Here is a 25,738-nt window from a genome sequence, read left to right on the forward strand (position 1 = left end):
GGCTGTTTTCGCATCGCCCTTGGCAACCTTGCACCGGGTGCAGGTCGGATTCCGTGCGTCGTTTCCGTGCCGGCGCCCCGTTTTCCGGTGCGGCGGCGTGCCACGGACGGGTGGCGAAGCTCTCGCGTAAGTGTCCGCGGAACGTTTCCGTATGGGCACGGATACCGTGCGGCTGGACAACGAAAAGCCGGACGGGACGGTGTTTTGCCTTTGCGGGGCCCGGGCGTATTTCCGGCGCGTACCGTCGGCCGGTTGGCGGATGCGGTGCATTGCGGAGGCAAAGGGTTCTTTTCGTGGGTGGTATTTCCCGGATAAAGGTGGTAATTTCTTGTTTTTCGGATATTTGTCGTGCTTTACCGGCCCCTCGGGACTTTTTATTCGCAAAAAAATTCCATGAGTCGGAATTAATATTACTTTTGTAGATACCTTGCATAATTCCACAAATATGAGCCGATACGATGACTGCTCCCGGGAGGAGCTTATCCGCAGGATCGAAGAACTCGAGGGGCAGTCCGGTACGGACGCAAATTCACAGCATCCGTTTCGGGATCGCTATGCCTGTAAGATTCTCGATTCCCTGCCGGACATGCTGACCGTGCTCGACAACGAGGGAACGTTGGTCGAGCTGGTTTCCGCCGATGAAACCAACCATGTCGGGGTGCCTGGCGAGCAGTTGCGCGGCAAAGACATCCATGCGCTGCTTTCGCCCGAGGCATACCGCAACGTGAAGAAGAACCTCGACAACGTCTTTGCCTCGGGCCGCGGCTCGTCGTCGCACCACGACATCACGCTCGGCGGCAACACCCGCAATTACGAGAACCGCATCATGCCCCTCGACGACGGACATGCGCTTTGCATCTGCCGCGACATTACCGAGGCGGAGGCCGCCAAGCACGAGCTGGAGATGGTCAAATATGCGCTGAACAATGTCGACGAGGAGATTTACGCCTGCGATTTGGACGGGACGATGGAATATGCCAACGAGCAGTTCCGCGTGCGGCACGAGGTCGAGGGCGGCCTCGCGCAGTACAAAGTCTATGATTTCTGGTCGTTCAAGGGCACGCGCCGGCAGTGGGAGGAGCGGCTGGCGAAAATCCGCCGGGACAACGGTTCCCATAAATATACGGTTCGTTTCAAAAACGAACTGGGACGGATTGTGGCGTGGGACATCGTGTCCTATATCATTTACGACCATTTCAAGCAGCGCGAAATCGTCTGGTTCTTCGGCCGCGACGTCACGCAGCGCCTCGAACACGAGAACAAGGTCAAGGAGATGAACTCGATTCTCGACAGCATTCTCAACAATATTCCGGTCTACCTCTTCGTCAAAGACCCCGGCAACGAGTTCCGTTACCTCTACTGGAACCGGGCGTTCGAGGAGTTTTCGCAGATTCCCGCCTCGAAGGCCCTCGGGCACACCGATTACGAGGTATTCCCGAGTCCGAAAGACGCGGAACACTTCCGCCAGGACGACCTGACGCTGCTGCGCACGGGCGAGCGCATGTCCTTTATCGAGGAGTACGTTGCGGCGAACGGCGAAACACGCATCGTCAACACGACGAAGTCGCTGGTGCCGGTCGAGAACCGCCTGCCGTTGATTATCGGCGTGTCGTGGGACATCACCGACATGAAGAACGCCGAGCTGGAGGTGGTCGAGGCGCGCATCCGCGCCGAAGAGTCCGACCGCCTCAAATCGGCCTTCCTGGCCAATATGAGCCATGAAATCCGTACGCCGCTCAACGCCATCGTCGGCTTTGCCAAACTGATCGGCGAAGCGGAAACGGAGGAGGAGAAGCAGCAGTTCACCGAGATTATCGACACCAATTCGAATTTGCTGCTGCAACTGATAAACGACATCCTCGACATTTCGAAAATCGAAGCCGGGACGCTCGAGTTTCATTTCAGGCCGATGAACCTCAACGACCTCTGCCGCTCGGAACTGGAGGTGCACAAGAGCCGCGTCAAGCCGGGCGTGAACCTGGTTTTCGACGAGCGAATCGAAAACGTGGAGATAGTCTGCGACCAGAACCGCCTGGCGCAGGTCATTTCCAACCTGCTCAACAACGCCGGCAAGTTCACCGACGAAGGGGAGATTCGTTTCGGTTTCGACCTGCGCGACGGACGGATTGAGTTCTTCGTGCAGGATACCGGCGTGGGTATTCCGGCGGACAAGGTGCGGGATGTTTTCGACCGTTTTGTCAAACTTAACGACTTTGCGGCGGGAACGGGCCTCGGACTGGCCATTTCGAGGATGATTGTCGAGAAGCTCGACGGCACGATCGGCGTGGAGTCCGAGCAGGGCAAAGGCACCCGGTTTTACTTCTCGATTCCGGTGCTACACCGGGACGATACGGAGGGTGACGCCTGCGCTTCCGCAACCGGGGAGGCGGGCAAGTCGTGGACGCTGCTCGTGGCCGAGGATTCGGACATCAACTACAAACTCGTCGAAGCGGTGCTGAACCTGCGTTTCAACCTCGTCCGCGCCCGTACGGGGGGCGATGCCGTGGAATTGTTCGAAAAAGTGCGTCCCGACGCCGTGCTGATGGATATCCGCATGCCCGTGATGGACGGCCTGGAGGCTGCGCGCCGTATCCGCAGGATTGCGCCCGAAGTTCCGATTATCGCCATGTCGGCCTACTCGTTCGGCAACGAAATCGAAAACGCCCGCAATGCGGGCTGCAACGAATTCCTCGTCAAACCGCTCTCGCAGTATTCGCTGCATAAGGCGTTGAACGCCTGTCTGGTCGATTTGAAAGACAAGGTGTAGAGCGCCTTCGGACAAGCGCCCCGCAGCTTTCCGGCTGCGGGGCGCTTGTCGTATGGATGTAATGCGGATTTACCGGTATTTGTGCGAGATGAGCGTCATGAACTCCTCGCGCGTGCGGTGGTCGGAGAGGAAGATACCCGTGAATGCCGACGTCGTCGTGGCCGACTGCTGTTTTTCGATGCCGCGCATCTGCATGCACATGTGGCTGGCTTCGATTACCACGGCCACGCCCATCGGATTGAGCGCCTCCTGGATGCAGTCGCGGATCTGCACCGTCAGCCGCTCCTGCACCTGCAGGCGGCGGGCGTAGCACTCCACGACGCGCGCGATTTTCGAAAGCCCCGTGATGTGCCCGTTGGGGATATAGGCCACGTGCGCCTTGCCGTAGAACGGGAGCATGTGGTGCTCGCAGAGCGAATAGAGCTCGATATCCTTTACCAGCACCATCTGCTTGTACTCCTCGCGGAAGGTCGCCGAGCGGATGATGTCGAGCGGGTTTTCCTCATACCCTTTGGTCAGGAACGACATCGCCTTGGCCACCCGTTCGGGGGTTTTCTGCAAACCCTCGCGCGCCGGGTCTTCGCCCAGCAGGCGCAGTATTTCGGTGTAGTGTACTTTCAGGGCCTCGATGGTTTTGGCATCGAAGCGCTCCTCCTTGTTGTAGTTTCTCTCTTCCATAGGAACGGCAAAGATAGTGCAAGCCGAGGGCAAAAGCAAGTTTACTTGCATTTTGCCGAGGCACCGCCTATCTAAAACAGGGTTAAAGGTAGTGCAAGCCGAGGGCAATGCCAAGTTTAGCGGGGCATTGCCGAGGCGCCGCCTATCTAAAACAGGGTTAAAGATAGTGCAGTCCGAGGGCAATGCCAAGTTTAGCGGGGCATTGCCGGGGCCAGCCTCTTCTGTAAAATAGTATAAGCCGGGCGCAATGCCCGAATTTAGCGGGGCATTGCGGGCACAGCCCGTGTTCAGTAAAAGACACCTTATTTCTCGATGGCGTGCAAATAGGCCGCGAGCTTGCGTACGGCGCGGGCGCGGTGCGACACTTCGTTCTTCTCCCCGGTGGTCATCTGGGCGAAGGTGCGGTCGTAGCCGTCGGGGATGAACAGCGGGTCGTAGCCGAAGCCCTCGTGTCCCTGTTCGCTGTCGATGATGCGGCCCTCGACGATTCCCTCGAAAAGGTGCTCTTCACCTTTCAGAATCAGTGAAATGACCGTCCGGAAGCGGGCCCGGCGGTTCGTTTGCCCCGTGAGGTTTTCCAGCAGCAGCCGGTTGTTGGCCGCGAAATCGTGCCCGTCGGTGGCGTAGCGGGCCGAGTGTACGCCCGGGGCTCCGCCCAGCGCCTCGACCTCGAGGCCCGTGTCGTCGGCGAAGCAGTCCATGCCCGTGCGGCCGTGCAGGTATCGCGCCTTCTGCGAGGCATTGCCCTCGAGGGTTTCCTGCTCTTCGGGAATATCTTCTGTCACGCCGCAGTCGCGGGGCGTCAGCAGTTTGAAGCCGGGCCCCAGCACGGCCTGCACTTCCATGAGTTTGTGCGCGTTGTTCGTCGCAAAAAGAATCTCCATATTTCTGTGTCCGGTACTTGATTTTTTCGTTGGGACGCCCGGCTTTCCGGCCTGTCCGTGTGCGGACTCCGGCCCGGGCGGATTTCGCCTGCCGCTGCGCAGGCCGGGGATTATTTGACGACTTCGAGCTTTTCGAGTTTGTCGTCGAGGTCGATTTTATCGATGATCGTCTTGACCAGCACGTCCATGTCCGACCCCTCGGAGTAGTCGGCCGGGCAGACGTGGCTGACGCGGTTGTCGTGGATGAGCGAAGCCATCTCCCTGCGGGCCCCTTTCTGGTCGGGGTTGTATACCGCAATCGAGTGGCCGCCGGAGTTCTTCACCAGCCGCATGCAGGGGATGTCGGTCGTTCCGTCGCCCACGTAAATCATGTGCTTGAAGGGCACGGGGCGTTCGTTCTCGGGGATATAGCGGTTCACCAGCTTGCTGTCGAAAACCGACTCCACGCCCTTGTTGATTTTGAAGATGAACTGGGTTTTGTTGGTGTAGTTGACCGCCACGGCGGGCCAGTAGGCGATGCCGTCTACGTCGTAGAGGAACGAGCAGGCGTAGATTTTCCGGAACTCGTGGGCAATCTCCGTTCCCTCGATAATCTCTTTCATCCCCGACGAGTTGATGTAGTGCAGGATTCTTATCCCGTGTTTCGCGCCGTAGGCGTTGATGCGCGAGAACCACTCTTTTACGCCTTTGTAGAGCGTCACGCGGCGTCCCGAGTCCTGAAACGCCTCGCGCCGCAGCGACAGGCCTTTCGACTTGGCTTCCTGGAGCATACGCGCCATGTAGGTCAGCACCATGTCGGCGTCCTGCTCCTCGGCCAGCGTGTTGGCCTCCGTCCAGAACTCCTTGTTGCTCTTGCCCACGGCGGGGATGAAATCGTATTCCTGCATATTCCCGGGCGCCAATGTGCCGTCGAAATCGTATATCAGGGCGATGGTGAATCTGTAATCCATTCTTTTGCGGTTGTTTTGAATTTCAAATATACCCTTTTTTTCACTATTTTTGCAAAAGAGAGGCCGAAAACACAAAATATAAAACACATGGAATTCAAAGAGTTGATTGAAAAGCGCCGCAGCATCCGCAAATTCTCGGAGCGCCCGGTGCCGCGCGCGGTCGTCGACCGTATCCTGCGCGAAACCCTCACGGCGCCTTCGGCGCGCAATACCCGTACGACCCGCTTCGTGGTAATCGACGACCCGGCGCTGGTGGCCCGTATGGCGGAAATGCGCGATTACGGCTCGGCGTTCCTCAAAGGTGCCCCGCTGGCGTTCGTCGTGCTGGGCGATACCGCGAAAAGCGATTTGTGGCGTGAGAATGCCGCCATTTCCGCCACCATCCTGCAACTGGCCTGTGTCGACGAGGGACTGGGTTCGTGCTGGGTGCACGTCAACGGGCGTCCGTGCCGCAAGGACAATCCCGACGGGCCTACGGCCGCCGGATTCCTGCGCGAATTCCTGCCCCTGCCTGCGGGCTGCGAGCCCCTCTGCGTCATAGCGGCGGGGTATTCGGACTTCACCCCCGCGCCGCTGCCCGCCTCGGACGATGAGGCGCGTGTCGTCTATGCGGGAGCAGAGCCGCAGCGCTGACTTGCCGGACGTTGATGCGGATGCCCCGAAATGGCGCCGGCGGCTTACCCGGGTGCCCTCTGCGGGACGCCAGCAACGTGCGCCTGCCGGGGGCGCGATGTGAAACGGGCGTGAGAAAAAGGGACTTGCGATCCTCGCAAGTCCCTTTGTTCTGTTCGTTCGGTTTTTATATCAGCGTCATGTGTTTGCGCAGGGTGTCCAGTATCTGGGTCTTGAGTTGTCCGGCGTTAATCGGTTTGGGCATGTAGCCGTTGAAGCCGCTCGAAAGTACTTTCTGCTCGTCCGAGGCGAATGCGAAAGCCGTCACGGCGATAATCGGCGTATCCTCCGACAGTTTGCGTATCTCGGCGGTCGCTTCGTAGCCGTTCATCACGGGCATGTTGATGTCCATCAGCACGAGGTGCGGACGGTGTTCCCGGAAAAGGTCGACCGCCTCCTGCCCGTTCCATGCGTGCAGCAGGGTGTACTCGTGGCGCAGGATCGACTCGAAAAGCCGGTAGTTGCTTTCGTTGTCTTCGGCCACGAGGATGACCAGTTTGTTTTTCTCGACGGTGAGCGTGGATAACACCGTGTGCTCCCGAGTCTGCTCCTGTGCGGATTTTCCGGGAACGTAGGGCAGCGTGAACCAGAACGTCGAACCCTTGCCCTCTTCGCTCTCCACGCCGATCGTGCCGCCCAGGTGTTCGACGATTGTCTTGCAGATGGAGAGCCCGAGGCCGGTGCCCTGCTTGAACGCGTTGAGCTTTACAAAGCGTTCGAATACCGTGTCCTTGCGCTCGGCGGGAATGCCGCATCCGGTGTCGGTCACCCAGAAGTACACCTCCCCGCCGCGGTGTTCGTAGCCGAAGCGGATGCAGCCTTCCCGGGTGAATTTCGCCGCATTGGTCAGCAGGTTGATGATGAGCTGCGAAAGGCGGTTGCGGTCGGTGTGGATGTGACACGCTTCGTACTTCTGTTCGAAGACGAGTGCGACGCCCTCCTTGACTTTCATGCGGATGATATTCTCCTTTTCGCGCATCAGCTCGTTCAGCTCGACGTCGGTATGGACGAATTCGAGCGTTCCCGCCTCGATTTTCGAAAGGTCGAGGATGTCGCCGATAAGCTGCAGCAACAGGGCGTTGTTGTTCTCGATAATCGAGATATACTCCTGTTTTTCCTGCTCCTCGTCGGTCGACGCCAGGATTCCCGAGAACCCGACGATGGCGTTGAGCGGCGTGCGGATTTCGTGGCTCATATTGGCCAGGAACGCCGACTTGAGGCGGTTCGACTCTTCGGCGCGGTCGCGGGCCGAGAGGAGTTCCTGCTCCATCTGCTTGCGCTGGGTGATGACCAGCGACGTTCCGACCAGCGTCTGCGGTGTGCCGTCGTTGTCGTACGATTCCACGGCCGCCTGCGCCTCGACCCACTCCATGTGCCAGTGTCCCGAAGCGTTGGATACGACGCGGTACTCTTCGCAGACTTTCGGGGTTCGGCCGGCTACGAGGTCTTCGTAAGCCCGGCGAACGCGGTCGCGGTCTTCCTTGTGGATTTTCGAGAAGTAGCATTTGTCGGAAACTTCGAGTTGCGCATCGTCGGGCATGATATTTCCGTCGGAGAGTTTGACCGATTTGTTGACGTCGCACAGGATCGTGCCTTTGACAAGATCCCATTTCCAGGGGACGATGTTGGCCACGTTGAGCGCCAGCGAGAGTTTGTGGTTGATGGAATCGAGTTTTTTCTGCGCCTTGTGGAGCGCCGTGCCGTCGAGGCAGAAGATGTCGATATGGTCGGGCAGGTACGAGCGGCTCAACACCACTTCGTAGAAAATATCCAGCGGTTTGTAGTAGAACGGATAGGTGATGGTGCGGTTTTCCGTCAGGACGATGTTCACCAGCCGCAGGAATTCGGCCATCGGTTCGGCAAAGAGCATGCTGCCCCGGTTGCCGATAACCTTTTCGCGGGGCAGGAATACCCGTTCGAAATGGGAGTTTATATCGCGGAATTCCGTGTCGGCCGGGTAGCGGTTCCCGTCGAATATCACCTTTTGCTGTATGTAGACGATGGGCATGCGGTTGAACAGGTTGGAGTATTTGGCCTGGCTCTCCGCTTCGCGCAGCCGGGCCGTTTCGACGTTGTGCATGACGCGGATGCGCCACTGCTGGAAGAGGATAAGCAGCACGAGGATAATGCAGCCTGCGGCAAGTAGCGATTTGTTCCGGTCTATGAACGAGTCCGGCTTGTCGAAAAACAGCGTGTTCGACGGACAGACGCGCGGCGATATTTCGTGACGCAGCAGGGCCGGATAATTGAACATCGGCCGGGGGGCGTCCGGTGTGTAGAACGGGATGTCGCGCGGCTCCTTTCCGTTCAGTACGGCGTCGATGGTGGTCACGACCTGCCGGTTGTAGCGGGACGCGTCGTAGACATAACCGCCTACGATGCCGCTTTTCTCCAGTTCCGTCGGATGCAGGGCGAACATCGGGGCCGTCGAGCTGGCGATGATGTTGAACGGGTTGCTCACGATTTCGATGTTGCCCATCATGTTCTTCGTGTAGTGCCACGAGGAAAAGAGTATGCCGGTATGTCTTGTGTCGGCCCTGTTCAGCGAATCGAGCAGCTGGTCGATGGTCATGTCCGCAGCTGAATAGGAGATGAATTCCATGCCGGGATAATCGCTGTCGAGCAGTTTTTTTATCTCCTGCTCGTTCTGCCGGTTGACATAGCGGCCGTCGCCGATGAATATGAGCCGGTTCATCTCCGGTACTACGCGGTGTATCAGTTCGACGGTCGGTTCGGGGAATACCGGGGCGTGGAGCAGCGTCAGGTTCCGCTCTTTGGCCATGCTGCTGATGGGAATCCGTTCCGGTTCGGGAATCGCCCGCTTTGCGATGTAATATTTGTCAGGCCCGACGAAATTCTGTTCCGCGCAGACGATGGTCGCAACATCCCCCCCCCACGCCTTTTGGGGGAAATCGCGCAGCACATAGGACGACGAGCCGATGAGTATCAGCATCCGGGGCGGATTCTTGCCGTATGTCCTTACGAGGTTCTGCATGAATTCATCGATGCTGGCCTGCGTGTTTATCAGGAGCATGTTCATGTATTCCGTGTAGATTTCCGTGTTCTCGACCTGTTCGATTCGTGCCGTGATGTCGGAGATGATTCGGTAGCTCCACGGGTCCGATTCGGTGTAGGTGTTGATGACCAGAATATATTCGCGCTTGTCGCCCGGGGGGCTGCTCGTAGCCTGGGAGAAGGGGTGGGCCAGCAAGACCCCGAAAAGCATTGTCCACAGCAGGACATGCAGCGAAAACCGGAAAGATTTCTTGTATAGAATCATGGCGCAAAAATGCGACGGCCGGCAGGATGCGGGGCCGCAGTGCAGGTTTAGGTTCAGTGACGCGGAAAAAGTGATGTCTGACGCAATAAAACGCCGGAAAACCGTACGCAAATGCGGTTTCCCGGCGTTTGAAACGATTTATTTGTTCAGTACGGGTTTGATATCCTTGATGCGGAGCTGGGTCGTTACCGTGCCCCGGTAGTGGTTCTCGACGATCTGGTAGCATACGTCGATCGGGCGGCCCGAGCGCACCCATTCGTAGTGCGTAGGCTGCTGGAAGGCAATCGCCTGTATTTTCGTGTTGGGCTTCTGCCGCTGCATGAGATCCATGCGCAGGTGCTCGCACTCCATGCCGACCAGCTTGGCGTCGCCGTGGTTGCTTACGCCGCAGGTCGCGAAAACCGGGGCCGTATTTCCGGGCCCGAAAGGCTGGAAGCGGTTGAGGTCTTTGCGGAATGCGGTGGAGATGTCCGAGAAGAGCAGCTCGCTGTCGATATCCACCTGCGGCATCAGCATCTGTGGGTCGATGTTCTGCTCGACGTAGGCGTTGAAGCGGCGCGTGAACTCCTCGACGTTCTCGGGCCGCATCGTCAGGCCCGCGGCGTACATGTGACCGCCGAAATTCTCCAGCAGGTCGGAACACGATTCCACGGCCTGGTAAAGGTCGAAGCCCGGTACCGAGCGGGCCGAGCCCGTCACGAACCCGTTGCTCATCGTCAGCACCACCGTAGGCCGGTAGTAGGTTTCGATCAGGCGCGAGGCGACTATTCCCACGATGCCTTTCATCCACTTGGGATTGTAGATGACCGTGCTTTTCAGCCGTTTCATCTCGGGATTGTGCTCGATAAAGTCGTGCGCTTCCTGTGTGACCGACCGGTCGATCGACTTGCGATCCTGGTTGTAGGCGTCGATGACGTTGCCGAACTCCGCGGCGATGCTCTCGTTGCCCTCGATCAGCAGCTCCACGGCCGCATGTCCGCCCGACGGCGACGCGTTTTCGTCGTTCTCGTCCATGCGCATGCGCCCGGCGGCGTTGATGCGCGGCCCGATTTTGAAGACGATGTCGTCGATGGTGATGTTGTGCTTGTCGAGTCCGCAAATCTTGATGATCGACAACAGACCTTTCGACGGTTCGCGGTTGAGGTTTTTCAGGCCGAAATGGGCCAGGATGCGGTTCTCCCCCACCAGCGGAACGATGTCCGAGGCGATGCTCACCACCAGCAGGTCGAGCAGCGGACTGATTTGTTCGAACGGCAGGCGGTTCTTCTGGGCATAGGCCTGTACCAATTTGAATCCCACGCCGCAGCCCGACAGTTCGTCGAACGGGTAGGAGCAGTCGACCCGCTTGGGGTCGAGAACGGCTACGGCACGGGGAATCTCCTCGGCCGGGAGGTGATGGTCGCAGATGATGAAATCCACGCCTTTCGTCTTTGCATAGACAACCTTTTCCGTGGCTTTGATGCCGCAGTCCAGGGCGATGATAAGGCCCACGCCCTTGCGGGCAGCCAGATCGATGCCTTTCACCGAGATACCGTAACCTTCGGTATAGCGGTCGGGGATGTAGAACATCAGGTTTTTGTGCCCGATCTGGCGCAGGAACTTGTACACCAGCGCAACGGCCGTACAGCCGTCCACGTCGTAGTCGCCGTAAACCATGATTTTCTCATTGTTACGAACGGCCTGTTCGACCCGCTCGACCGCCTTGTCCATATCCTTCATCAGGAACGGGTCGTGGAGGTCGGCGAGGCTGGGTTTAAAGAACTTGTCCGCCTTTTCTACGGTGTCTATGCCTCTCTGTACGAGCAGATTCGCCAGCACGGGCGAGATCTTGAGTACGGCAGCGAGCTTCGCTACCGTCCCGGGATCTCCCTGCGGTTTCACTACCCATCGTTTTTCTATAGGCATACGATTTTCTATTTATATATTCTAACATTTAATATCTCACTTAAAAATTTGACAACGAACGATTTAACTTCGTTCATTGCGATTTTGCGGCCCGTTTCCCGCTCGAGCGAGGTCACGCCCCGGTCGGTAAATCCGCAGGGGTTGATTCGCGAGAACCATCCGAGGTCGGTCGTGACGTTCAGCGCAAACCCGTGCATGGTAATATAACGTGACGAACGGACGCCTATTGCGCAAATCTTGCGCGGAACTTCTCCGGATTTCCCCCGATCGCCGCTGCCGCCGACCCACACGCCCGAAGCGCCTGCGATGCGTCCCGCCGCGATGCCGTATTCGGCTACGGTGCGGATTACGGCCTCCTCCAGCGCGTCGATGTAGCTTCTCAAGCCGATGCCCAGCCGTTCGAGGTCGAGAATCGGGTAGCAGACCAGTTGTCCCGGGCCGTGGAACGTGATGTCGCCGCCGCGGTCGATGTGAAAGAACTGTGCGCCCATCGCTTCGAGCGCTTCGCGGCCTATCAAAAGGTTTTCGGCATGGCCGCTTTTGCCGAGCGTGTAAACCGGCGGATGCTCCACCAGCAGGATTGTGCCCGCTTCGTCCGGACTGTTTCCGGCCGCGGGTGCCGGTTCGACCCCGGCTCCGGGTACCGATCCGGGGTTTCCGGCTGCAAGTGCGGCCCTGTTGCGGGCGGCCTTGCTCTCCAGCAGGGTGTCGAACAACGACTGCTGTAAATCCCAGCAGTCCCTGTAGTCCATCAGTCCGAGGTCCCGGCAGGAGGCTTTCATCGCTACAAACCTTTAACGCTTCGCAGAGCCTCTTCCGCCATGTATGACGAGCGTACCAGCGGTGCGCTCGCACAATAGCTGAAGCCCATTTCCAGCGCTTTCAGTCTGTACCATTCGAATTTTTCAGGAGTGATATACGCCGCAACGGGGTAGTGCTCCAGAGTGGGACGAAGGTACTGACCGAGTGTTACGATCCCCACGCCCGCTTCGCGCAGATCGTGCAGGGTCTGTAAAACTTCATCATCGCTCTCGCCAAGTCCGACCATCAGTCCGCTTTTCGTCGCGACTCCCCGTGCACTCAAGTAGCGCAGGGTTTCCAGGCTGGTGCGGTATTTCGCTTTGGAACGCACCACCGGGGTCAGCCGCTCGACGGTTTCGATGTTGTGCCCGATAATATCGGGCTTCGACGCGATGACCACGTCCATCAGGGCGGGTTTTGCGTCGAGATCGGGAATAAGGAGCTCAATTACGGCGTCGGGATTCTGTGTGCGGATGGCATGGACGGTTTCGGCCCAATGTGCGGCGCCGCCGTCCGGCAGGTCGTCACGCGTCACGGAAGTTACGACGACATACCGGAGTTTCATCAGAGCAACGCTTTCGGCGACCCGTCGGGGTTCCTCGGCGTCCGGGGCAAGGGGGTGTCCTGTCTTTGTCGCACAGAAGCGGCAGCCTCGGGTGCATATATCTCCCAGAATCATGAAGGTCGCGGTTCTGCGGCTCCAGCATTCGGCCTTGTTGGGGCACATGCCGCTGCTGCAAATCGTATGCAGCGCATGCTTGTCGACTATCTGCTGCACCTCGGCGTATTCCGGGGTGCGGTGGAGCCGGATCTTCAGCCATCCGGGTTTTTTCAGCACATCTACCTTGTCATAAAACTTCGGCATTTAAGTTCATTATTTTCCCAATTGATGCAAAAATACGAAAAAATAATTGATAATTCCTATGAATGTCTTATTTTCTTTCGCAACCGTACGCCGGATGTACCTGCCGCCCGTTTTGGCCGGTTCCGTCCGTTTCCTCAGGGCTTTCCCGCCTTCCGCACCGAATTTTCGGGGCCGTGACCCCGACAGGAGCTGCCTGCCGGGGGCATCCCCCGGCGGTTGCCGGGACCTGTTTGGGCCGTTGGATTGGGCTTGCTTTCGGAGGCTGTCCTTTTGCCGCATCGGGCCGCGTAATTGAAAAAATAAAAAATGCGGCCGTTAAAACCGCAATTATTCATTATTTAAACCCCTCCGGCCTGCATTCCGGACACAAGAAAGGGGGCCGGTACCTGGCAGTAGCGGCCCCCTCTGGTTAGGTTAGTTAGGTTAATGAGAGTGGGAGAATCCCACGTTTTGTTATACAAAGATAAACGGAAAATCTTGATAAAACAAATCTTTTATAACATTTTTTCAAACTAACCTAAAAAAATCTGTTAATTTATAATTAAAAATTTTAAAATTAGAGTCAGTTTATAAGTTTTTGATTAAAGCGCTTCGCGGATTTCTTCGGCCTCCTGTGGCTGGGACTGCTTCTCGGGAGCGAGCGAAGTGATGTGGCGGTTGCGGTATGCGGCCGGCGTCATCTGGTACTCCTTTTTGAAAAGTTTAATAAAATGCGACGTGTTGGGGAAGGTGCAGGCGTTGCCGATTTCGGAGATGGATTTCGAGGTCGAGATCAACAGCAGTCGCGAATGCATCAGCCGCTGGCGGATGTACCACTTGTGGGGCGGCATCTGGAAGTGGCGGCGGAACTCCTTCTTGAACGATGTGAGCGAACGGTTCGTGAGTTTCGACAGCTCCTCGATCGAGATGTCCTTGAAGATATGGTCGTAAACGATTTGTTCGAAGTTTTCCTTGGCGGCGTCGACATTGCTCAACAACTTGCTTTTCAGGCAGCAGTCCTCGTGCGAGGCGATGAGATAAATCAATTCGGTCATCTTGATGTTCTCGGCGGTGTCGTCGCGGTGGAAGTCCTCGTCGCGCAGGTAGTTGTTGGTGTTGACGAAAAAGTTACGGATCGAATTCCATGCGGGCATCGCGACGTGCGATTTGTTACGGCAGTTTTCGCATGAATGTTCGTTCGAAATGTTCAGTCCGTAAGTAATGTTCAGGTGCAGGAGGATACGCTGGAGGTCTGCCGGCGTATAATAAAAGAGCACTTGTTCGAAGGGCTGGCCGTTTTCCGGGAAGTTCTCGATATAGTGATGCCCGATACCCAGGTAGAATACATCGCCGCGCGTAAGTGTCTGGCGTTTATCCCCGTCGTAAATGTACTTCGTACCGCGAAGGATGTAACCGATTGCGTAGCGCGAGAGCGCCTGGGACTGGATTCCGTTGTGAAGCGTTTCTACATACTTCACGATCATCGGCTGTTGGGCCGACGAATTCAATGAATTCTTCATACTAAATCGTATTTTAAGTTTTTGAGAACAATAAGTTGCGTCACCATTGTTCAACACCAAATATACAATTTAATATTTGTTATATAAAAGAATCAATACGCCAAAAAGGCACATTCGGGCATATAGAACCTTTTGTGCTATATTTAGGGCTAAATAGATTATTGTAATAATATTGTAGCGAAAGTTGCCGCGAGAAGCAGCATATAGACCGGGAGTGCTATGTTGCGGTGAATACGGACGAAAAATACCGGAATCAGCAGGGCCGAGGGAACGGCGATAAGGGTGAAAATTTCAGGTGTCGCGGCGGGGCTGAAGAGCAGTGCCCAGACCAAAACGAGTATGCCGATATTAAAAAAGAGCACAAAGCGCGGTTTGGTTCCGGTGGCGTAGAGGTCGGTCAGGAAAAACAGGAGAGCCGTCAGATCGAGCAGGGCGAAAGCGCCCAGCATCATAAGGGCCGGAAAGGGCAGTTCCGTGAAAATCCGCAGGGGCAGGCCTGCCGTCATGCTTTCCCCCAGGGCGACGAGCGGGCCGGTAAAATCGCCGCCGGCTCCCCAACTGACATAACAGGCGGCAGCGATGGGCAGCAGCAGTCCGGTGAGCGCGACGACGGCTTCGCGGAACGTTCGCCGGAAGATTAGCACGGCCAGCGGGAGAATCAGCAGCAGCGGCGTTCCCGGTGCGTATACGACGGGCAGCAGCCCCAGGTAGAGCGAGGCCCGGAAAATGGCGTCGAAGCCGTACCCGTTGCAGAAAGCCCGACAGTAATTTTTTGCGGCCAGGGCCAGCAGCATCGAGGCTGCGAATCCGGTCAGGTAGTTTTCCCCGATGGAAATCCCGCAGGCGGCGATGGCATAAAGCGGAATCGGCAGGCAGGTGCCGATCGTATAGAGGTTGTAGCGGATGGCGATGCGGCCGATGCACATACCCGTAAAAAGAATCATGAACCCTGCGGCAATCCGCGCCCAGACCGGGCAGGCTGCCTGGAATTGGCGGAGCAGTTCGCCCGCGAGCGGCACTTCTCCCGGAACGCCGCCGCTGCCTGCGGGCTGCAGGTGGCCCCCGGCGCAGCACATGGTGGTGACGGCGAGTACGAAGAGGGTCAGAAAAGCCGGGACGAGCGGCTGGCGGGCGATGTCGAGTTTCATGCGGAATTGATTTCTCCTTTCGGCAAAAATAGCGAAAAAAGCCGGACGGGAGTAAATAATTGCTAACTTTGTTGTACTTCGGAGTTTCGGATGCGGTGTTTGCGCATTCGCCGCTTTTACTGCCGGGCCTGTGTACGAGGGCACTCATTCCCGGTTGTGGGAACGAAAGTGCATCCCTTGCCGGTGGTGTGCGCATAGGGCGTGAAGGCAGGGTTTCGATGTGCCCCGTCAGCGCAGGCGCCGTGGACGGCAACTGAAACCCGGGCTTGGGTACAGGCCGGGGCCGGAGGCCGCCCGTGCGGAAGTCATGCTGTGGAGAACGGCCTCCGTTTCGTTCATACGGGAAAGGATATAGGCCGGGCCCGCGAACCCAGAAGCCTTGGGCCGCAGGGGCGGAGTGCCGAAAGTGAAGAATACACTTCCCTCCGTTCCCTAACTATTGGAATCGTGCCGAAGGGGCTGGCCGAAGTGCAGCGCAGGGGATAAAACCGGAATCCGCCTGTGCAAAGACTGCAAGAAACGGGAGCCTGTTGGCATGGGAACCGTGCAGGTGGAAATAAAAACCGGAATTCCCTCCATGCGCAGGAAGCGGGGCGGAGGCGTCAGAATCCTGTTGACCGGCATGGGAGAAAAACATCCGGCTTCGTTCGCACGGAACTGCGGTATATCTTCTTTTCTTGCGGGGCCGGGATGAATGATAATTACCAGGCGCTCCGCGGGTGCCGGGTCGGTGCTGAGCCGGTGGAAGTCCGGGTGACGGCAGAACGAACACACTGCCTGCAAAGAATGCGGGCGGGTTGAAATACGATTGCGATGCTTGAGAACTGTTTTCAATACGACCTCGCCGAAGCGGGGTGCGACGAAGCGGGCCGCGGCTGTCTGGCGGGGCCTGTTTTTGCTGCTGCGGTGATTCTGCCGTCCGATTTCCACGACCCGCTGCTCAACGATTCGAAGCAGATGACCGAGCGGAACCGGGACAGGCTGCGGGAGATTATCGAGCGCGAAGCGGTCGCATGGGCCGTCGAAGCGGTGTCCGCAGCCCGGATTGACGAAATCAACATCCTGAACGCCTCGTTCGAGGGAATGTCGCTGGCTGTGGCGCGGCTCGACCCTGCGCCCGGCTTTCTGGCCATCGACGGCAACCGTTTCCGGACACGGCTCGAGCTGCCGTACCGCTGTATTGTCAAAGGCGACGGCAAGTACGCCGACATTGCCGCGGCTTCGGTGCTGGCTAAAACCCATCGTGACGAATACATGCTCCGGCTTGCCGAAGAATTTCCGCAGTACGGCTGGAAAAGGAACAAGGGATATCCTACCCGCGAACACCGGCTTGCAATCCGCGAGTACGGCCTGACACCCCACCACCGGCTGACATTCAACCACGAAATCGACCAGTTGGAATTTTCTTTCTGACCGTCCCGGACAGATTGTCGATACCTATATATAATATAATAAAAAAGGGTTGAAGCCGGAACTTCAACCCTTTTTTCAGTAAATACCTCCGATTAGTATCCCAGCGACTTGGAAGCTGCGTAGGAGATTTTCAGTGCATTGGCACGGCGAAGCTCCTGCTTCACGTCGGTGATGATACCCATTTTCGTCGTTTGGTCGGCCTTGAGGCAAATCGTCATCGAAGCACGGTCGAATTCGCTCAAATTGTCGCGTTCGGCGGCTACGAAGTCCAGAATGTCCTTGGTCGTCTTATACGAATCGTTCAGCTGGATACGCGGTGCAGTACCGAATTTGGATTGCATCGCCAGCGACGGCTGGCCGATGTGGATGTAGCTTACGAGCGATTTCTTCTCGAGCTTCTGCACTTCGGTCGCATCGGGGAGTTTGTATCTTACGAGCAGTTCCTGATCGCGCATGGTCGTCGACACCATAAAGAAGAAGAGGATCATGAAGATCACGTCAGGAAGCGATGCGGTCGAGATAGGGGGCAGACCTTTGTTGCCCTTTTTTTTCATTACTGCCATGGCTTACTTCTTTTGGATGTTACGCGGCTCGGCCTCCGAAATCTTCAGAGGAATAGCACTCGAAATTACTTTGCGCTGATCTTCCGTGAGGTTCATGAATTTATCGCCGAATTTCTTCATGGCCAAATCGTCGCGCACTTCGTTGAACGCGCGTGCGAGTTCGTTCTGAACCATGATATACGACTGATAGCCCGTATCACGGGTGGTCTGCAGCGAAACAACGCCCTGGCTCACGGGATAAACCCATTTGCTGCCGTCGGGAAGTTCGATTTCCTCATCCTTTTTCTCCGGGAGATTTTCGTCGTCCATCGGATTGAGAATGAATTCCTTCGTCCTGTCCTTCAGCTGGTGCAGGTCGATAACGCCCTGATTGCCGGGAGTTCCTGCCATGATGTTACCGCTGCCCGAAATGAGCACCAGGAAGAGGTTGCGTTCCTTGACCTTGATGTCCTCCTGTTTCTGATCTTCAGGAGGCATCGGCGGAAGCATACGCACCAGACCGGTGTCGACATTCATCGTAGTGGCCACCAGGAAGAAAATCAGCAGCAGGAAGGCGATATCGGCCATCGAGCCGGCATTGATCTCCTGTATTTGTCTTTTATTTCCTGCCATTGTTCGTTATTATTTGAAGGCCCCGTAAATTTCGGTTCCGATGGCCGTCAGGAATGCTGCGACCAAAGCAACGTAGGTCACCAGGATACTGGTGTCGGTCAATACCGTTTCACCGCGGTCGAAGAACCCGCCTTCGGCAAGGTCGGGAATCTGGATGTCATGTCCGGACGCTACGAAGTAGGCGATACCGATGATGACGATGATCAGTGCGAGTGAGATGATCGTACCCTTGATTCCCGCAGGATTCTGGATCATGCCGAAAACCGCGCAGAAAATAGCGGTAAGCACGGCAAACACCACGAGGAAGTAGCACCATATGAGGTTCAGGTTGACCGAGGGGTCAAATTCCGTCGCCACTTCCGGATGGGGAGAAACCAGAGCGTAGATCAAGAGCGCGGCCGTGATTGCCAGAATCACACCCAACACTATGTTCAATATCTTTTTCATAATTGTTTTTAGCTCTTTAAATCGTTGGGATTATTTCTTGTTGTAAGCCGTCAGGATATCCATCAGCGTGATAGACGAATCCTCCATATCGTTTACGAGCGAGTCGATCTTCGAAACGATATAGTTATAGAACAACTGAAGAATAACCGCAGCGATAAGACCCATGAGGGTGGTCAGAAGGGCGACCTTGATACCACCTGCAACGAGGGTCGGGCTGATATCACCGGCAGCCTGGATGGCGTCGAATGCCGCGATCATGCCGACAACGGTACCCATGAAGCCCAACATAGGCGAAAGGGCGATGAACAGGCCGATCCACGAAAGACCCGATTCCATCTGGCCGGTCTGAACCGAACCGTACGATACGACGGCTTTCTCCACTGCGTCCAGTCCCTGGTCGTAGCGATCCAGGCCCTGATAGTAGATCGAAGCGATCGGGCCGCGGGTGTTGCGGCAAACCTCTTTGGCAGCCTCGATACCGCCGTTCTTGAGGGCTTCCTCGACTTTGGCGATGAGTTTCTTCGAGTTGATCGTCGAGAGCGACAGGTAGAGGATACGCTCGATGGCTACGGCCAGACCGATTACCAAGCAGAGGAGCACCGGAAGCATCCAGGCCCAACCTCCCTCGAGGAACTTCTGCATCAGGATGTGGTGCATGCTCTCTCCGGCGATTTCTGTTTCGGCAACAACCGTTTCGGTTGCAGCAGCAGCCTCCTGCGCGAATGCGTTAACAGTACCCAGTGCGAACAGGGCCACTGACAGAATCAAAAAAAGTTTTTTCATAGTTGTGTTAGATAAAATTAAATTTGATTAGTTGATCTTTTATTAGTTTTGTGTTTTCAGGTTTGTTCCTTTTGCCCGGTTTCCCGGCTCCTTTTGTTTTCGTTCAATAACTTTTTTTGTAAAAAAATCCTAAAAAAACATTTTTTCCGGCCTTGTCGGATGCTTCCGGCACCCTGTTTAGCATTGTCCGCGGCCTTTTCGGGCCGGCTCCATGCACACGGCCGAATCCCGAATATTTCATTCTGAATCCACCCAATTGCCTGCCGGTCAATGTCTTGTGTTGTAAATGCACCCCCGGCTGCCGTGTCCGAACGGCCCGATAAGGTACATTAGCAGTGCGAAATATAGAAAAAAAATTCGTTCCGTGCAACGTCTTAAGCCGTAAATTCTCCGCGCAGGGGACGGCGCAGCATCGCGCGGGTCTGTTCTTCGGAAAGTTCCAGCCCGAGGACGTACATCAGCTTGGTGACGGCAGCCTCGGTGGTCATGTCGTGGCCGCACAGGACGCCGATTTTTTGCAGCCGCAGCCCCGTTTCGTAGAGTTCCATCGAAACCTTGCCGCCGCCGCACTGGGTGATGTTGAGGATGATGACACCGCGGTCGATCGCCTCTTTCAGCACACGGATGAACCACTCGTTGGTCGGGGCGTTGCCCGCACCGAACGTTTCGAGCACCACGGCCCGCAGTCCCGGCGCCGCAAGCATGGCCCGCAGGATATTCTCCCCCAGCCCGGGAAAGAGTTTGATGATTTCGATGCCGTCGGCCAGGCGGGTGGCGATGCGCAGCTGCGGCGAATTCTCCGTCGGTTGCAGGATTGCCGGGAGGTTGTAGGCGATGTTCACCCCGACCTCGGCCAGCGGCGGGTAGTTGTAGGAACGGAAGGCGCTCAACGCCTCGGCACTGCGCTTGGTGGTGCGGTTGGCGCGGAACAGCCGGTTCTGGAAGTAGAGCGACACCTCGGGAACCTCGGGGCGGCCGCCGATATGGGCGCCTGCGATTTCGATGGCCGTAATCAGGTTCTCGCGGCCGTCGGTGCGCAGCACGCCGATCGGAATCTGGCTTCCGGTGAATACCACCGGCTTGGCGAGGTTCTCGAGCATGAAACTCATGGCCGAGGCGGTGTAGGACATGGTGTCCGTCCCGTGCAGTACGACGAATCCGTCGTAGCGCGCGTAGTTGTCGCGGAGCAGTTCGGCGAGCGCCACCCAGTTGGCGGGCGTGACGTTCGACGAGTCGATCACGGGGTCCATGGTCAGCACGTCTATGTCTACGTTGAGCCGCTTGAGCGAGGGGAACTCGTCGTAGATGCCGCTGAAATCGAAAGGCACCAGCGCCCCGGTTTCGGCATCGTTCTTCATGCCGATGGTTCCGCCCGTATAGATAATGAGGATTGAGGATTTCATCGTATATGCTTGTAACGGTTATTTTCCGAAAATGCGTTCGGCGTTGGCCGTGGTCGCGGTTGCGACCTCCTCGGGCGTCAGCCCTTTCAGTTCGGCGACCTTTTCGCAGACGAACCGCACGTAGGCCGACTCGTTGCGTTCGCCCCGGTGGGGTACGGGCGTCAGGTACGGACAGTCGGTTTCGAGTACGATGTCGCACAAATCCATTTCGCGCACCACGTCGGCCAGTTTGCTTTTCCTGAATGTCACCACGCCGCCGATTCCGAATGCGAAATCGCCGTAATTCTTCAGCTCCCGGTAGGTTTCGGCCGAGTCCGAAAAGGCATGGAAAACACCCCGGACGCCGCGTCCCCGGTAGGTGCGCATCAGCTCGGCGGTTTCGGGCCAGGCGTCGCGCGTATGCACGGCGATGGGCAGTCCGTATGCCAGCGACAGGTCGATTTGGCGGCGGAACGCCTCGTATTGCTCCTGTCTGTAATCCCGGCTCCAATAGAGGTCAAGTCCGATTTCGCCCACGGCGCAAAACCGTGCGACGCCCTCGGGCGGCGAGGCGAGGTAGTGCTCCGCGAGCGCCAGTTCCTCCCGCCAGCGGGGATTGTCGTTGACCGAGGTCGGGTGCAGTCCCATCATCGGTACGCACTGCTGCGGATGGCGGCGGCAGAGGTCGAACAGCCGTTCGTGGCTCGCGGAGTCGATGGCCGGGAGCAGCAGCCGCTGCACGCCCGCTTCGGCGGCCCGTGCCAGCGCCTCTTCCCGGTCTTGGTCGAATTCGGGTTCGTACAGGTGCGAATGTGTATCTGTCAGTTTCATATTAATTTCATGTATCGGTTGCCGGGCAGTTGGCGCACGGCTCCCGCCAGTTCGAGTCCCACGAGCAGCGTGGCCAGCTCGCCCGGATTCAGGCCGCACGATTCCGTTAGCGCCTCGACCGTCAGCGGGGCGTCCGTGCGGAAACACCCTAAAAGCCCCGCTTCGTCGGGCGTGAGTTGCGGTGTGGCCGGTTTTTGACGGAGCAGGGCCGGCGCTGTCCCGAAATCCCACATCAGCTCGCGGACAATGTCGCCGGCCGTAAGTACCAGCTGTGCTTTCCGGTTGCGGATTAGGTGGTTCGTGCCTGCCGACATCCGGTCTGTGACGCGTCCCGGAACGGCCATGACCGCCCGGTTGTAGTCGTCGGCATACTGTGCCGTTACGAGCGAGCCGCCGCTGTCGGGCGATTCAATCACGACGCACCCTGCACTCAATCCCGCGATGATGCGATTGCGGGCGAGATAGGCCGTACCGTTCTGCCGCGTCTGCGAATGGAGCTCCGTGACCAGCGCTCCGCCGTGGTCGAGGATGTCGTGCGCTACGGCCGTATGCTGGGCAGGCATTACCTCCGGCAACGGATTGGCCAGCACCGCAACGGTCGGGATGCCGTTGTCCAGTGCGGCCCGGTGGGCGGCGACGTCGATGCCGAATGCCAGCCCGCTGACGATGCAGGAGCCCGGAACCTGTGCCGCGAGCCCCTCTGCGAGCCGGTTGCACATCACTTGTCCGTAGGGTGTCGCGGTGCGGGTGCCGACCATCGAGATGCAGCGTGCCGACAGGGCGGCGGTATCGCCCATGAGGTATAATACGTGCGGATAATCGGGAATTTCGCGCAGCAGGGCGGGATATTCGGGGTCGGTCGATGCGATGGCCGTGATTGAATTGCGGCGGCAGTGGGCGAGTTCCTTTTCCGCGGCGGCGAAGCCTTTGCGGCGGACGATCTGCCGGGCCGTTTCCTCGCGCAGGGCCGCCCTGCCGACCAACTCTTCCTGCGGCGCGGCGAAGATACTCCGCGCGTCGCCGAATAATTCGAGCAGGTGCACGGCGCCTTTCACGCCGATACCCGGGGTCATCTGGAGGGCAATATCCTCGATGGTCATAACCGCGAAAAGTCGTTTAACGTGTCGTAAAAGTAAATATTTTTGGGAAATAACGCAAAGTTGGGCCGAAGTTTTGCAGATTTTAGAAATGTTTGTATATTTGCACTCCCGATGCGCTTGAAAATAAATCGGATATTTCCGGTGCGCCGCCGGATAACGAAACCGGGTTGCTCCGGCTTTTGAACGGATGCGGAACGGGACAGTGCTTCGGGAATTAAAATCAGGGTCTGATGGCCGAGTGGCTAGGCAAAGGTCTGCAAAACCTTGTACAGCGGTTCGAATCCGCTTCAGACCTCAATCAAACAGCAGGTAACTAATTTTTAGTTACCTGCTGTTTGATTGAGGTTGTTTCTTTGTCTAACTGTTTCTGGTTCCCCAATGTCGGATTAGTTCTGGTCAAAAAAATGTCCGATTTTCAAGTATTTTTCATAAAGCGCATTATATACTTTCCGGTGGCAGGGATCAGGATAATAAACAGTGGCGAAACCGTGCCCCATTGCCTGCTGTGCCTCTCTGATGGAGGCATGTATGCCTCCTGCTACTGCCGCACACATAGCTGCCCCGAGGGCGCATGTTTGCGAACTTGCAGCTACCTTGATCGGTAGTCCGCTTACGTCGGCCATGATTTGCATTACGAGAGGCGATTTATGGGCGATTCCGCCGATGGCAATAACGTCTTCGATCCGTATCTGTTCCCGTGTGAATCGTTCGTTGATGGCCCGTGATCCGAATGCTGTAGCTTCTGCCAGAGCCCGGAAAAGCATCGGTGCCGTTGTGGCGAGGGTGATTCCTGAAATGGCCCCCTGTACCCGGGGATTTGCATCAGGCGTGCGCCGGCCGTTCATCCAGTCGAGTGCAATGGGTGCGGATTCCGTCGGTTCCAGTCGGGCCGCTTGTTCCGAGAGTTTCGGAATGATAGCCTCTTCCGATAAGGGCGTATTTCCGCAGATATATTCAAGAGGCCATGCTATCAGCCCTTTGAACCATGCATATATATCTCCGAAAGCGGATTGCCCCGCTTCCAATCCCAGGTGTCCAGGCGTTACTGAACCGTCTACTTGCCCACATATTCCTTGTATCACCCGATTCTGCATGTCTTCAGGATGCACGGTTAGGATATCGCAGGTGGAGGTGCCGATTGTCTTTACGAGGACATTGGGCGTGATTTGTGCCCCTATGGCGCCGATATGGCAGTCGATGGCTCCCAGTCCTACTTTGGTCGCCTCGCGAAGGCTCAACCGAGCGGCCCATTCGCGGGTCAGAGTACCGGCGTATGTACCGTTGGTATGGGTTTTGGTATAAAGATGTTCACGGAATCCGTCCAGCAGCGGATCGAGGGCCGTCAGGAACTCCTGGGACGGCAGACCGCCCCACGACTCGTGCCACATAGCCTTATGACCTGCGGCACAACGACTGCGCAGCATCGTTTTAGAAGCGGTGTTTCCCGTGAGTATGCCGCTGATCCAGTCGCAATGTTCGACCCACGCCCAGGCATCGTTGCGGAGTGACGGGGCTGCTCGCAAAGCATGAAGCACTTTCGCCCAAACCCATTCACAGGAGTAAATACCACCCGAATATTTCGTATAGTCGGTTTTCCAACGATGCGTCAGTTCGTTGATTTCATCCGCTTCGCGAACGGCTGAATGATCTTTCCAGAGCATGAACATGGCGTCGGGGTTTTCTGCATGCCGGGGAAGCAGTGCAAGCGGTGTTCCGTAGCGATCGGTCAGTACGGGTGTAGAGGCTGTCGTGTCGAACGAAATAGCCTGTATCTTGGTTGCAATGAGGTGCCCGCACTGCGCAAGGGCCCTGCGAATGACCGTTTCGAGTGACTCGAGGTAGTCAAGCGGATGCTGCCGATAGCAGTTGGTGCCGGGATCGCAGTATTTGCCTGCTGTCCATCGGGGATAATGCTCTACGGCGGAAGCTATTTCGTAACCGTTGGCGGCATTCACAATCAGGCAACGTACCGAGTCGCTGCCGAAGTCCACTCCGATTACATAATTTTCCTCCATGATCTTATATATTTCGGTCTTTTATTCCAAAATCAGACCCATCGGTACGCGGAGGAATACCGGCCGATACGTATTTACGTCCATAAAAGGTTTCTGCAGGTCGTAACTGTTGACGTTGTAACAGATCAGCAGTTCCTGTTCCCGGTTGATGAATTGCGGGTGCGCCATGGCATTGTAGGTGAAAAGGTCTTTGTCGGCATCCTGTTCGGGGGTGACGTAAAGCAACTGCTTGTTGCGCCACGGGCCTGCGGGCGTATCCGAAATAAAGGAGTATATATCTCCCGCCTGTTGCGCCCGGCGCTGCGTGAGCAGTACGTAAGTGTCGTCGTATTTGAAAACGGAGAACTGTTCCGATACGGAAATATCAAGGCCCCCGCAGGCAGCAACGGCGGCCGGATCGCTACTCCAACCCCGACCGTCGAAATATTCATAAGCACTCAGATTTCCGGATGTTTCGTCGAGTTTCGCACGTGAAACACACAACTGTGCAGAAGCGTATTCGGCGCCCGAACGGGTTCCGTAAATATAATAATAGGAGCCGGCTTTCAGGACGCAATGTCCCCAGTGGACGGGACATTTACCGTCGTAGATCTCCTCGATTGACTTGACGCTGTAATCTTTCGAATCGATTTGCACGAGGTCCGTACCGTCGAATACAAAGCCCCACTGGCCTTCGCCGCCTTGGTAGAATTTCGTCATGAAACAGTAAAGTATGTCGCCGTGTTGGAATCCGTGCCCCGGCCAGTACCAATAGGTGCATGGCGATGTCGCGGCCTTGGGCGGTGTGCACAGTGACTGGGGTTCGGCCGTCGTGCCGAGGTAATGCGAGCCCAGATACTTGTAATCGGAACTGATGTGCACCAGCGAATTGTTAATCATTTTTTCGCCCGGCTTGCGTTTCCCATCGACTACGTTTCCTACGAAACAGTCCCCGGTCATAAAGAGCGAGCTGCCGTCATCGAGAAGTATCGAAATGGTTCCATCGGCACTCGTCACGCCGCCTGAATCGGGCATGTAAAGCGATGTGAATTCATTATCGACGCGTACGGTCAGCGCCTCTTTGGACGTATTTCCGCCGCATGCCGCTGCTGTCAGGAGTGACAATAGCACAAGGGGTTTCAGAATCTTCATAATTAAATCGGT

General features: G+C 56.8%; 21 protein-coding genes and 1 tRNA gene. 4 read left to right on the top strand and 18 right to left on the bottom strand.

The window, feature by feature from the left end; translation table 11 throughout:
- Positions 1-445: 445 nt before the first annotated feature.
- On the top strand, positions 446-2,767 hold the full coding sequence (locus QZT71_RS01860; protein ID WP_295911609.1) for a PAS domain-containing protein: 2,322 nt from the start codon (positions 446-448) through the stop codon (positions 2,765-2,767).
- Positions 2,768-2,836: 69 nt separating this feature from the next.
- Here the strand turns inward: QZT71_RS01860 and folE are convergent, their stop codons facing one another.
- The 3 genes from folE to QZT71_RS01875 all read right to left on the bottom strand — a co-directional run bounded on the left by folE (position 2,837) and on the right by QZT71_RS01875 (position 5,279).
- Complete coding sequence (gene folE / locus QZT71_RS01865; protein WP_295911610.1) at positions 2,837-3,445, bottom strand: GTP cyclohydrolase I FolE; 609 nt, start codon at positions 3,443-3,445, stop codon at positions 2,837-2,839.
- Between the two features lie 302 nt (positions 3,446-3,747).
- Positions 3,748-4,329 (bottom strand): RdgB/HAM1 family non-canonical purine NTP pyrophosphatase, encoded by a 582-nt coding sequence (gene rdgB, locus QZT71_RS01870; RefSeq protein WP_295911613.1) that lies wholly within the window; start codon positions 4,327-4,329, stop codon positions 3,748-3,750.
- 110 nt (positions 4,330-4,439) lie between these two features.
- On the bottom strand, positions 4,440-5,279 hold the full coding sequence (locus QZT71_RS01875) for an HAD family hydrolase (RefSeq protein WP_295911614.1): 840 nt from the start codon (positions 5,277-5,279) through the stop codon (positions 4,440-4,442).
- A gap of 87 nt (positions 5,280-5,366) precedes the next feature.
- On the opposite strand from QZT71_RS01875, the gene QZT71_RS01880 reads away from it, so the two are divergent.
- Positions 5,367-5,912 (top strand): nitroreductase family protein, encoded by a 546-nt coding sequence (locus QZT71_RS01880; protein ID WP_295911616.1) that lies wholly within the window; start codon positions 5,367-5,369, stop codon positions 5,910-5,912.
- Between the two features lie 166 nt (positions 5,913-6,078).
- Here the strand turns inward: QZT71_RS01880 and QZT71_RS01885 are convergent, their stop codons facing one another.
- From QZT71_RS01885 to QZT71_RS01910, 6 genes are all read right to left on the bottom strand, one after another.
- Positions 6,079-9,231: an ATP-binding protein gene (locus QZT71_RS01885; RefSeq protein WP_295911619.1), complete on the bottom strand. Its 3,153-nt coding sequence runs from the start codon at positions 9,229-9,231 to the stop codon at positions 6,079-6,081.
- A 138-nt stretch (positions 9,232-9,369) separates the two neighbouring features.
- The gene (gene recJ, locus QZT71_RS01890) at positions 9,370-11,136 is read right to left on the bottom strand and encodes a single-stranded-DNA-specific exonuclease RecJ (protein WP_295911621.1); all 1,767 of its coding nucleotides are present in this window, start codon (positions 11,134-11,136) and stop codon (positions 9,370-9,372) included.
- 8 nt (positions 11,137-11,144) lie between these two features.
- The gene (lipB, locus tag QZT71_RS01895; RefSeq protein ID WP_295911625.1) at positions 11,145-11,918 is read right to left on the bottom strand and encodes a lipoyl(octanoyl) transferase LipB; all 774 of its coding nucleotides are present in this window, start codon (positions 11,916-11,918) and stop codon (positions 11,145-11,147) included.
- A gap of 2 nt (positions 11,919-11,920) precedes the next feature.
- Positions 11,921-12,802: a lipoyl synthase gene (gene lipA / locus QZT71_RS01900; protein WP_295911628.1), complete on the bottom strand. Its 882-nt coding sequence runs from the start codon at positions 12,800-12,802 to the stop codon at positions 11,921-11,923.
- Positions 12,803-13,383: 581 nt separating this feature from the next.
- A complete protein-coding gene (locus QZT71_RS01905; protein WP_295911630.1) occupies positions 13,384-14,301 on the bottom strand; it encodes an AraC family transcriptional regulator in 918 nt (305 codons plus the stop codon).
- Positions 14,302-14,459: 158 nt separating this feature from the next.
- Positions 14,460-15,449 (bottom strand): hypothetical protein, encoded by a 990-nt coding sequence (locus QZT71_RS01910; protein WP_295911632.1) that lies wholly within the window; start codon positions 15,447-15,449, stop codon positions 14,460-14,462.
- 813 nt (positions 15,450-16,262) lie between these two features.
- On the opposite strand from QZT71_RS01910, the gene QZT71_RS01915 reads away from it, so the two are divergent.
- A complete protein-coding gene (locus tag QZT71_RS01915; protein ID WP_295911636.1) occupies positions 16,263-16,862 on the top strand; it encodes a ribonuclease HII in 600 nt (199 codons plus the stop codon).
- A gap of 92 nt (positions 16,863-16,954) precedes the next feature.
- Here the strand turns inward: QZT71_RS01915 and QZT71_RS01920 are convergent, their stop codons facing one another.
- From QZT71_RS01920 to dprA, 7 genes are all read right to left on the bottom strand, one after another.
- Complete coding sequence (locus QZT71_RS01920) at positions 16,955-17,416, bottom strand: biopolymer transporter ExbD (RefSeq protein WP_295911806.1); 462 nt, start codon at positions 17,414-17,416, stop codon at positions 16,955-16,957.
- 12 nt (positions 17,417-17,428) lie between these two features.
- Positions 17,429-18,037, bottom strand: a complete 609-nt coding sequence (locus tag QZT71_RS01925; RefSeq protein ID WP_295911638.1) for a biopolymer transporter ExbD — start codon at positions 18,035-18,037, stop codon at positions 17,429-17,431.
- Positions 18,038-18,046: 9 nt separating this feature from the next.
- Positions 18,047-18,484: a hypothetical protein gene (locus tag QZT71_RS01930; protein WP_295911641.1), complete on the bottom strand. Its 438-nt coding sequence runs from the start codon at positions 18,482-18,484 to the stop codon at positions 18,047-18,049.
- 30 nt (positions 18,485-18,514) lie between these two features.
- Positions 18,515-19,267, bottom strand: coding sequence for a MotA/TolQ/ExbB proton channel family protein (locus tag QZT71_RS01935; RefSeq protein WP_295911644.1), 753 nt, complete (start codon positions 19,265-19,267; stop codon positions 18,515-18,517).
- Between the two features lie 374 nt (positions 19,268-19,641).
- Positions 19,642-20,670 carry an asparaginase gene (locus QZT71_RS01940; RefSeq protein WP_295911647.1) on the bottom strand — a complete coding sequence of 343 codons (1,029 nt, stop codon included), beginning with the start codon at positions 20,668-20,670 and terminating at the stop codon, positions 19,642-19,644.
- An 18-nt stretch (positions 20,671-20,688) separates the two neighbouring features.
- Positions 20,689-21,480 (bottom strand): TatD family hydrolase, encoded by a 792-nt coding sequence (locus QZT71_RS01945; RefSeq protein ID WP_295911650.1) that lies wholly within the window; start codon positions 21,478-21,480, stop codon positions 20,689-20,691.
- A complete protein-coding gene (dprA, locus tag QZT71_RS01950) occupies positions 21,477-22,580 on the bottom strand; it encodes a DNA-processing protein DprA (RefSeq protein WP_295911653.1) in 1,104 nt (367 codons plus the stop codon). The genes QZT71_RS01945 and dprA overlap by 4 nt, the downstream gene beginning before the upstream one ends.
- A 224-nt stretch (positions 22,581-22,804) precedes the next feature.
- Between dprA and QZT71_RS01955 the strand changes: the two genes are divergently transcribed.
- Positions 22,805-22,875: transfer RNA gene (locus QZT71_RS01955), tRNA-Cys, on the top strand.
- Positions 22,876-22,966: 91 nt separating this feature from the next.
- Here QZT71_RS01955 and QZT71_RS01960 read toward each other — a convergent pair.
- A complete protein-coding gene (locus QZT71_RS01960) occupies positions 22,967-24,595 on the bottom strand; it encodes a ribulokinase (RefSeq protein WP_295911655.1) in 1,629 nt (542 codons plus the stop codon).
- Positions 24,596-24,616: 21 nt separating this feature from the next.
- On the bottom strand, positions 24,617-25,726 hold the full coding sequence (locus QZT71_RS01965) for a hypothetical protein (RefSeq protein WP_295911658.1): 1,110 nt from the start codon (positions 25,724-25,726) through the stop codon (positions 24,617-24,619).
- Positions 25,727-25,738: the final 12 nt, after the last annotated feature.

This window comes from uncultured Alistipes sp. (assembly GCF_902388705.1).
Classification (GTDB): Bacteria; Bacteroidota; Bacteroidia; order Bacteroidales; family Rikenellaceae; genus Alistipes.

Coding starts and splice junctions, on each gene's coding strand:
- QZT71_RS01860 (WP_295911609.1), top strand. CDS start 446: ATGAGCCGATACGATGACTGCTCCCGGGAGGAGCTTATCCGCAGGATC.
- lipA (WP_295911628.1), bottom strand. CDS start 12,802: ATGCCGAAGTTTTATGACAAGGTAGATGTGCTGAAAAAACCCGGATGG.
- dprA (WP_295911653.1), bottom strand. CDS start 22,580: ATGACCATCGAGGATATTGCCCTCCAGATGACCCCGGGTATCGGCGTG.
- lipB (WP_295911625.1), bottom strand. CDS start 11,918: ATGAAAGCCTCCTGCCGGGACCTCGGACTGATGGACTACAGGGACTGC.
- QZT71_RS01910 (WP_295911632.1), bottom strand. CDS start 15,449: ATGAAACTCGACATCGCCCGCCAGCCGCTCGTCCCGGCTTTTCTGACC.
- recJ (WP_295911621.1), bottom strand. CDS start 11,136: ATGCCTATAGAAAAACGATGGGTAGTGAAACCGCAGGGAGATCCCGGG.
- QZT71_RS01965 (WP_295911658.1), bottom strand. CDS start 25,726: ATGAAGATTCTGAAACCCCTTGTGCTATTGTCACTCCTGACAGCAGCG.
- rdgB (WP_295911613.1), bottom strand. CDS start 4,329: ATGGAGATTCTTTTTGCGACGAACAACGCGCACAAACTCATGGAAGTG.
- QZT71_RS01925 (WP_295911638.1), bottom strand. CDS start 18,037: ATGGCAGGAAATAAAAGACAAATACAGGAGATCAATGCCGGCTCGATG.
- QZT71_RS01905 (WP_295911630.1), bottom strand. CDS start 14,301: ATGAAGAATTCATTGAATTCGTCGGCCCAACAGCCGATGATCGTGAAG.
- QZT71_RS01875 (WP_295911614.1), bottom strand. CDS start 5,279: ATGGATTACAGATTCACCATCGCCCTGATATACGATTTCGACGGCACA.
- QZT71_RS01920 (WP_295911806.1), bottom strand. CDS start 17,416: ATGAAAAAAAAGGGCAACAAAGGTCTGCCCCCTATCTCGACCGCATCG.
- QZT71_RS01945 (WP_295911650.1), bottom strand. CDS start 21,480: ATGAAACTGACAGATACACATTCGCACCTGTACGAACCCGAATTCGAC.
- folE (WP_295911610.1), bottom strand. CDS start 3,445: ATGGAAGAGAGAAACTACAACAAGGAGGAGCGCTTCGATGCCAAAACC.
- QZT71_RS01930 (WP_295911641.1), bottom strand. CDS start 18,484: ATGAAAAAGATATTGAACATAGTGTTGGGTGTGATTCTGGCAATCACG.
- QZT71_RS01915 (WP_295911636.1), top strand. CDS start 16,263: ATGCTTGAGAACTGTTTTCAATACGACCTCGCCGAAGCGGGGTGCGAC.
- QZT71_RS01935 (WP_295911644.1), bottom strand. CDS start 19,267: ATGAAAAAACTTTTTTTGATTCTGTCAGTGGCCCTGTTCGCACTGGGT.
- QZT71_RS01885 (WP_295911619.1), bottom strand. CDS start 9,231: ATGATTCTATACAAGAAATCTTTCCGGTTTTCGCTGCATGTCCTGCTG.
- QZT71_RS01880 (WP_295911616.1), top strand. CDS start 5,367: ATGGAATTCAAAGAGTTGATTGAAAAGCGCCGCAGCATCCGCAAATTC.
- QZT71_RS01940 (WP_295911647.1), bottom strand. CDS start 20,670: ATGAAATCCTCAATCCTCATTATCTATACGGGCGGAACCATCGGCATG.
- QZT71_RS01960 (WP_295911655.1), bottom strand. CDS start 24,595: ATGGAGGAAAATTATGTAATCGGAGTGGACTTCGGCAGCGACTCGGTA.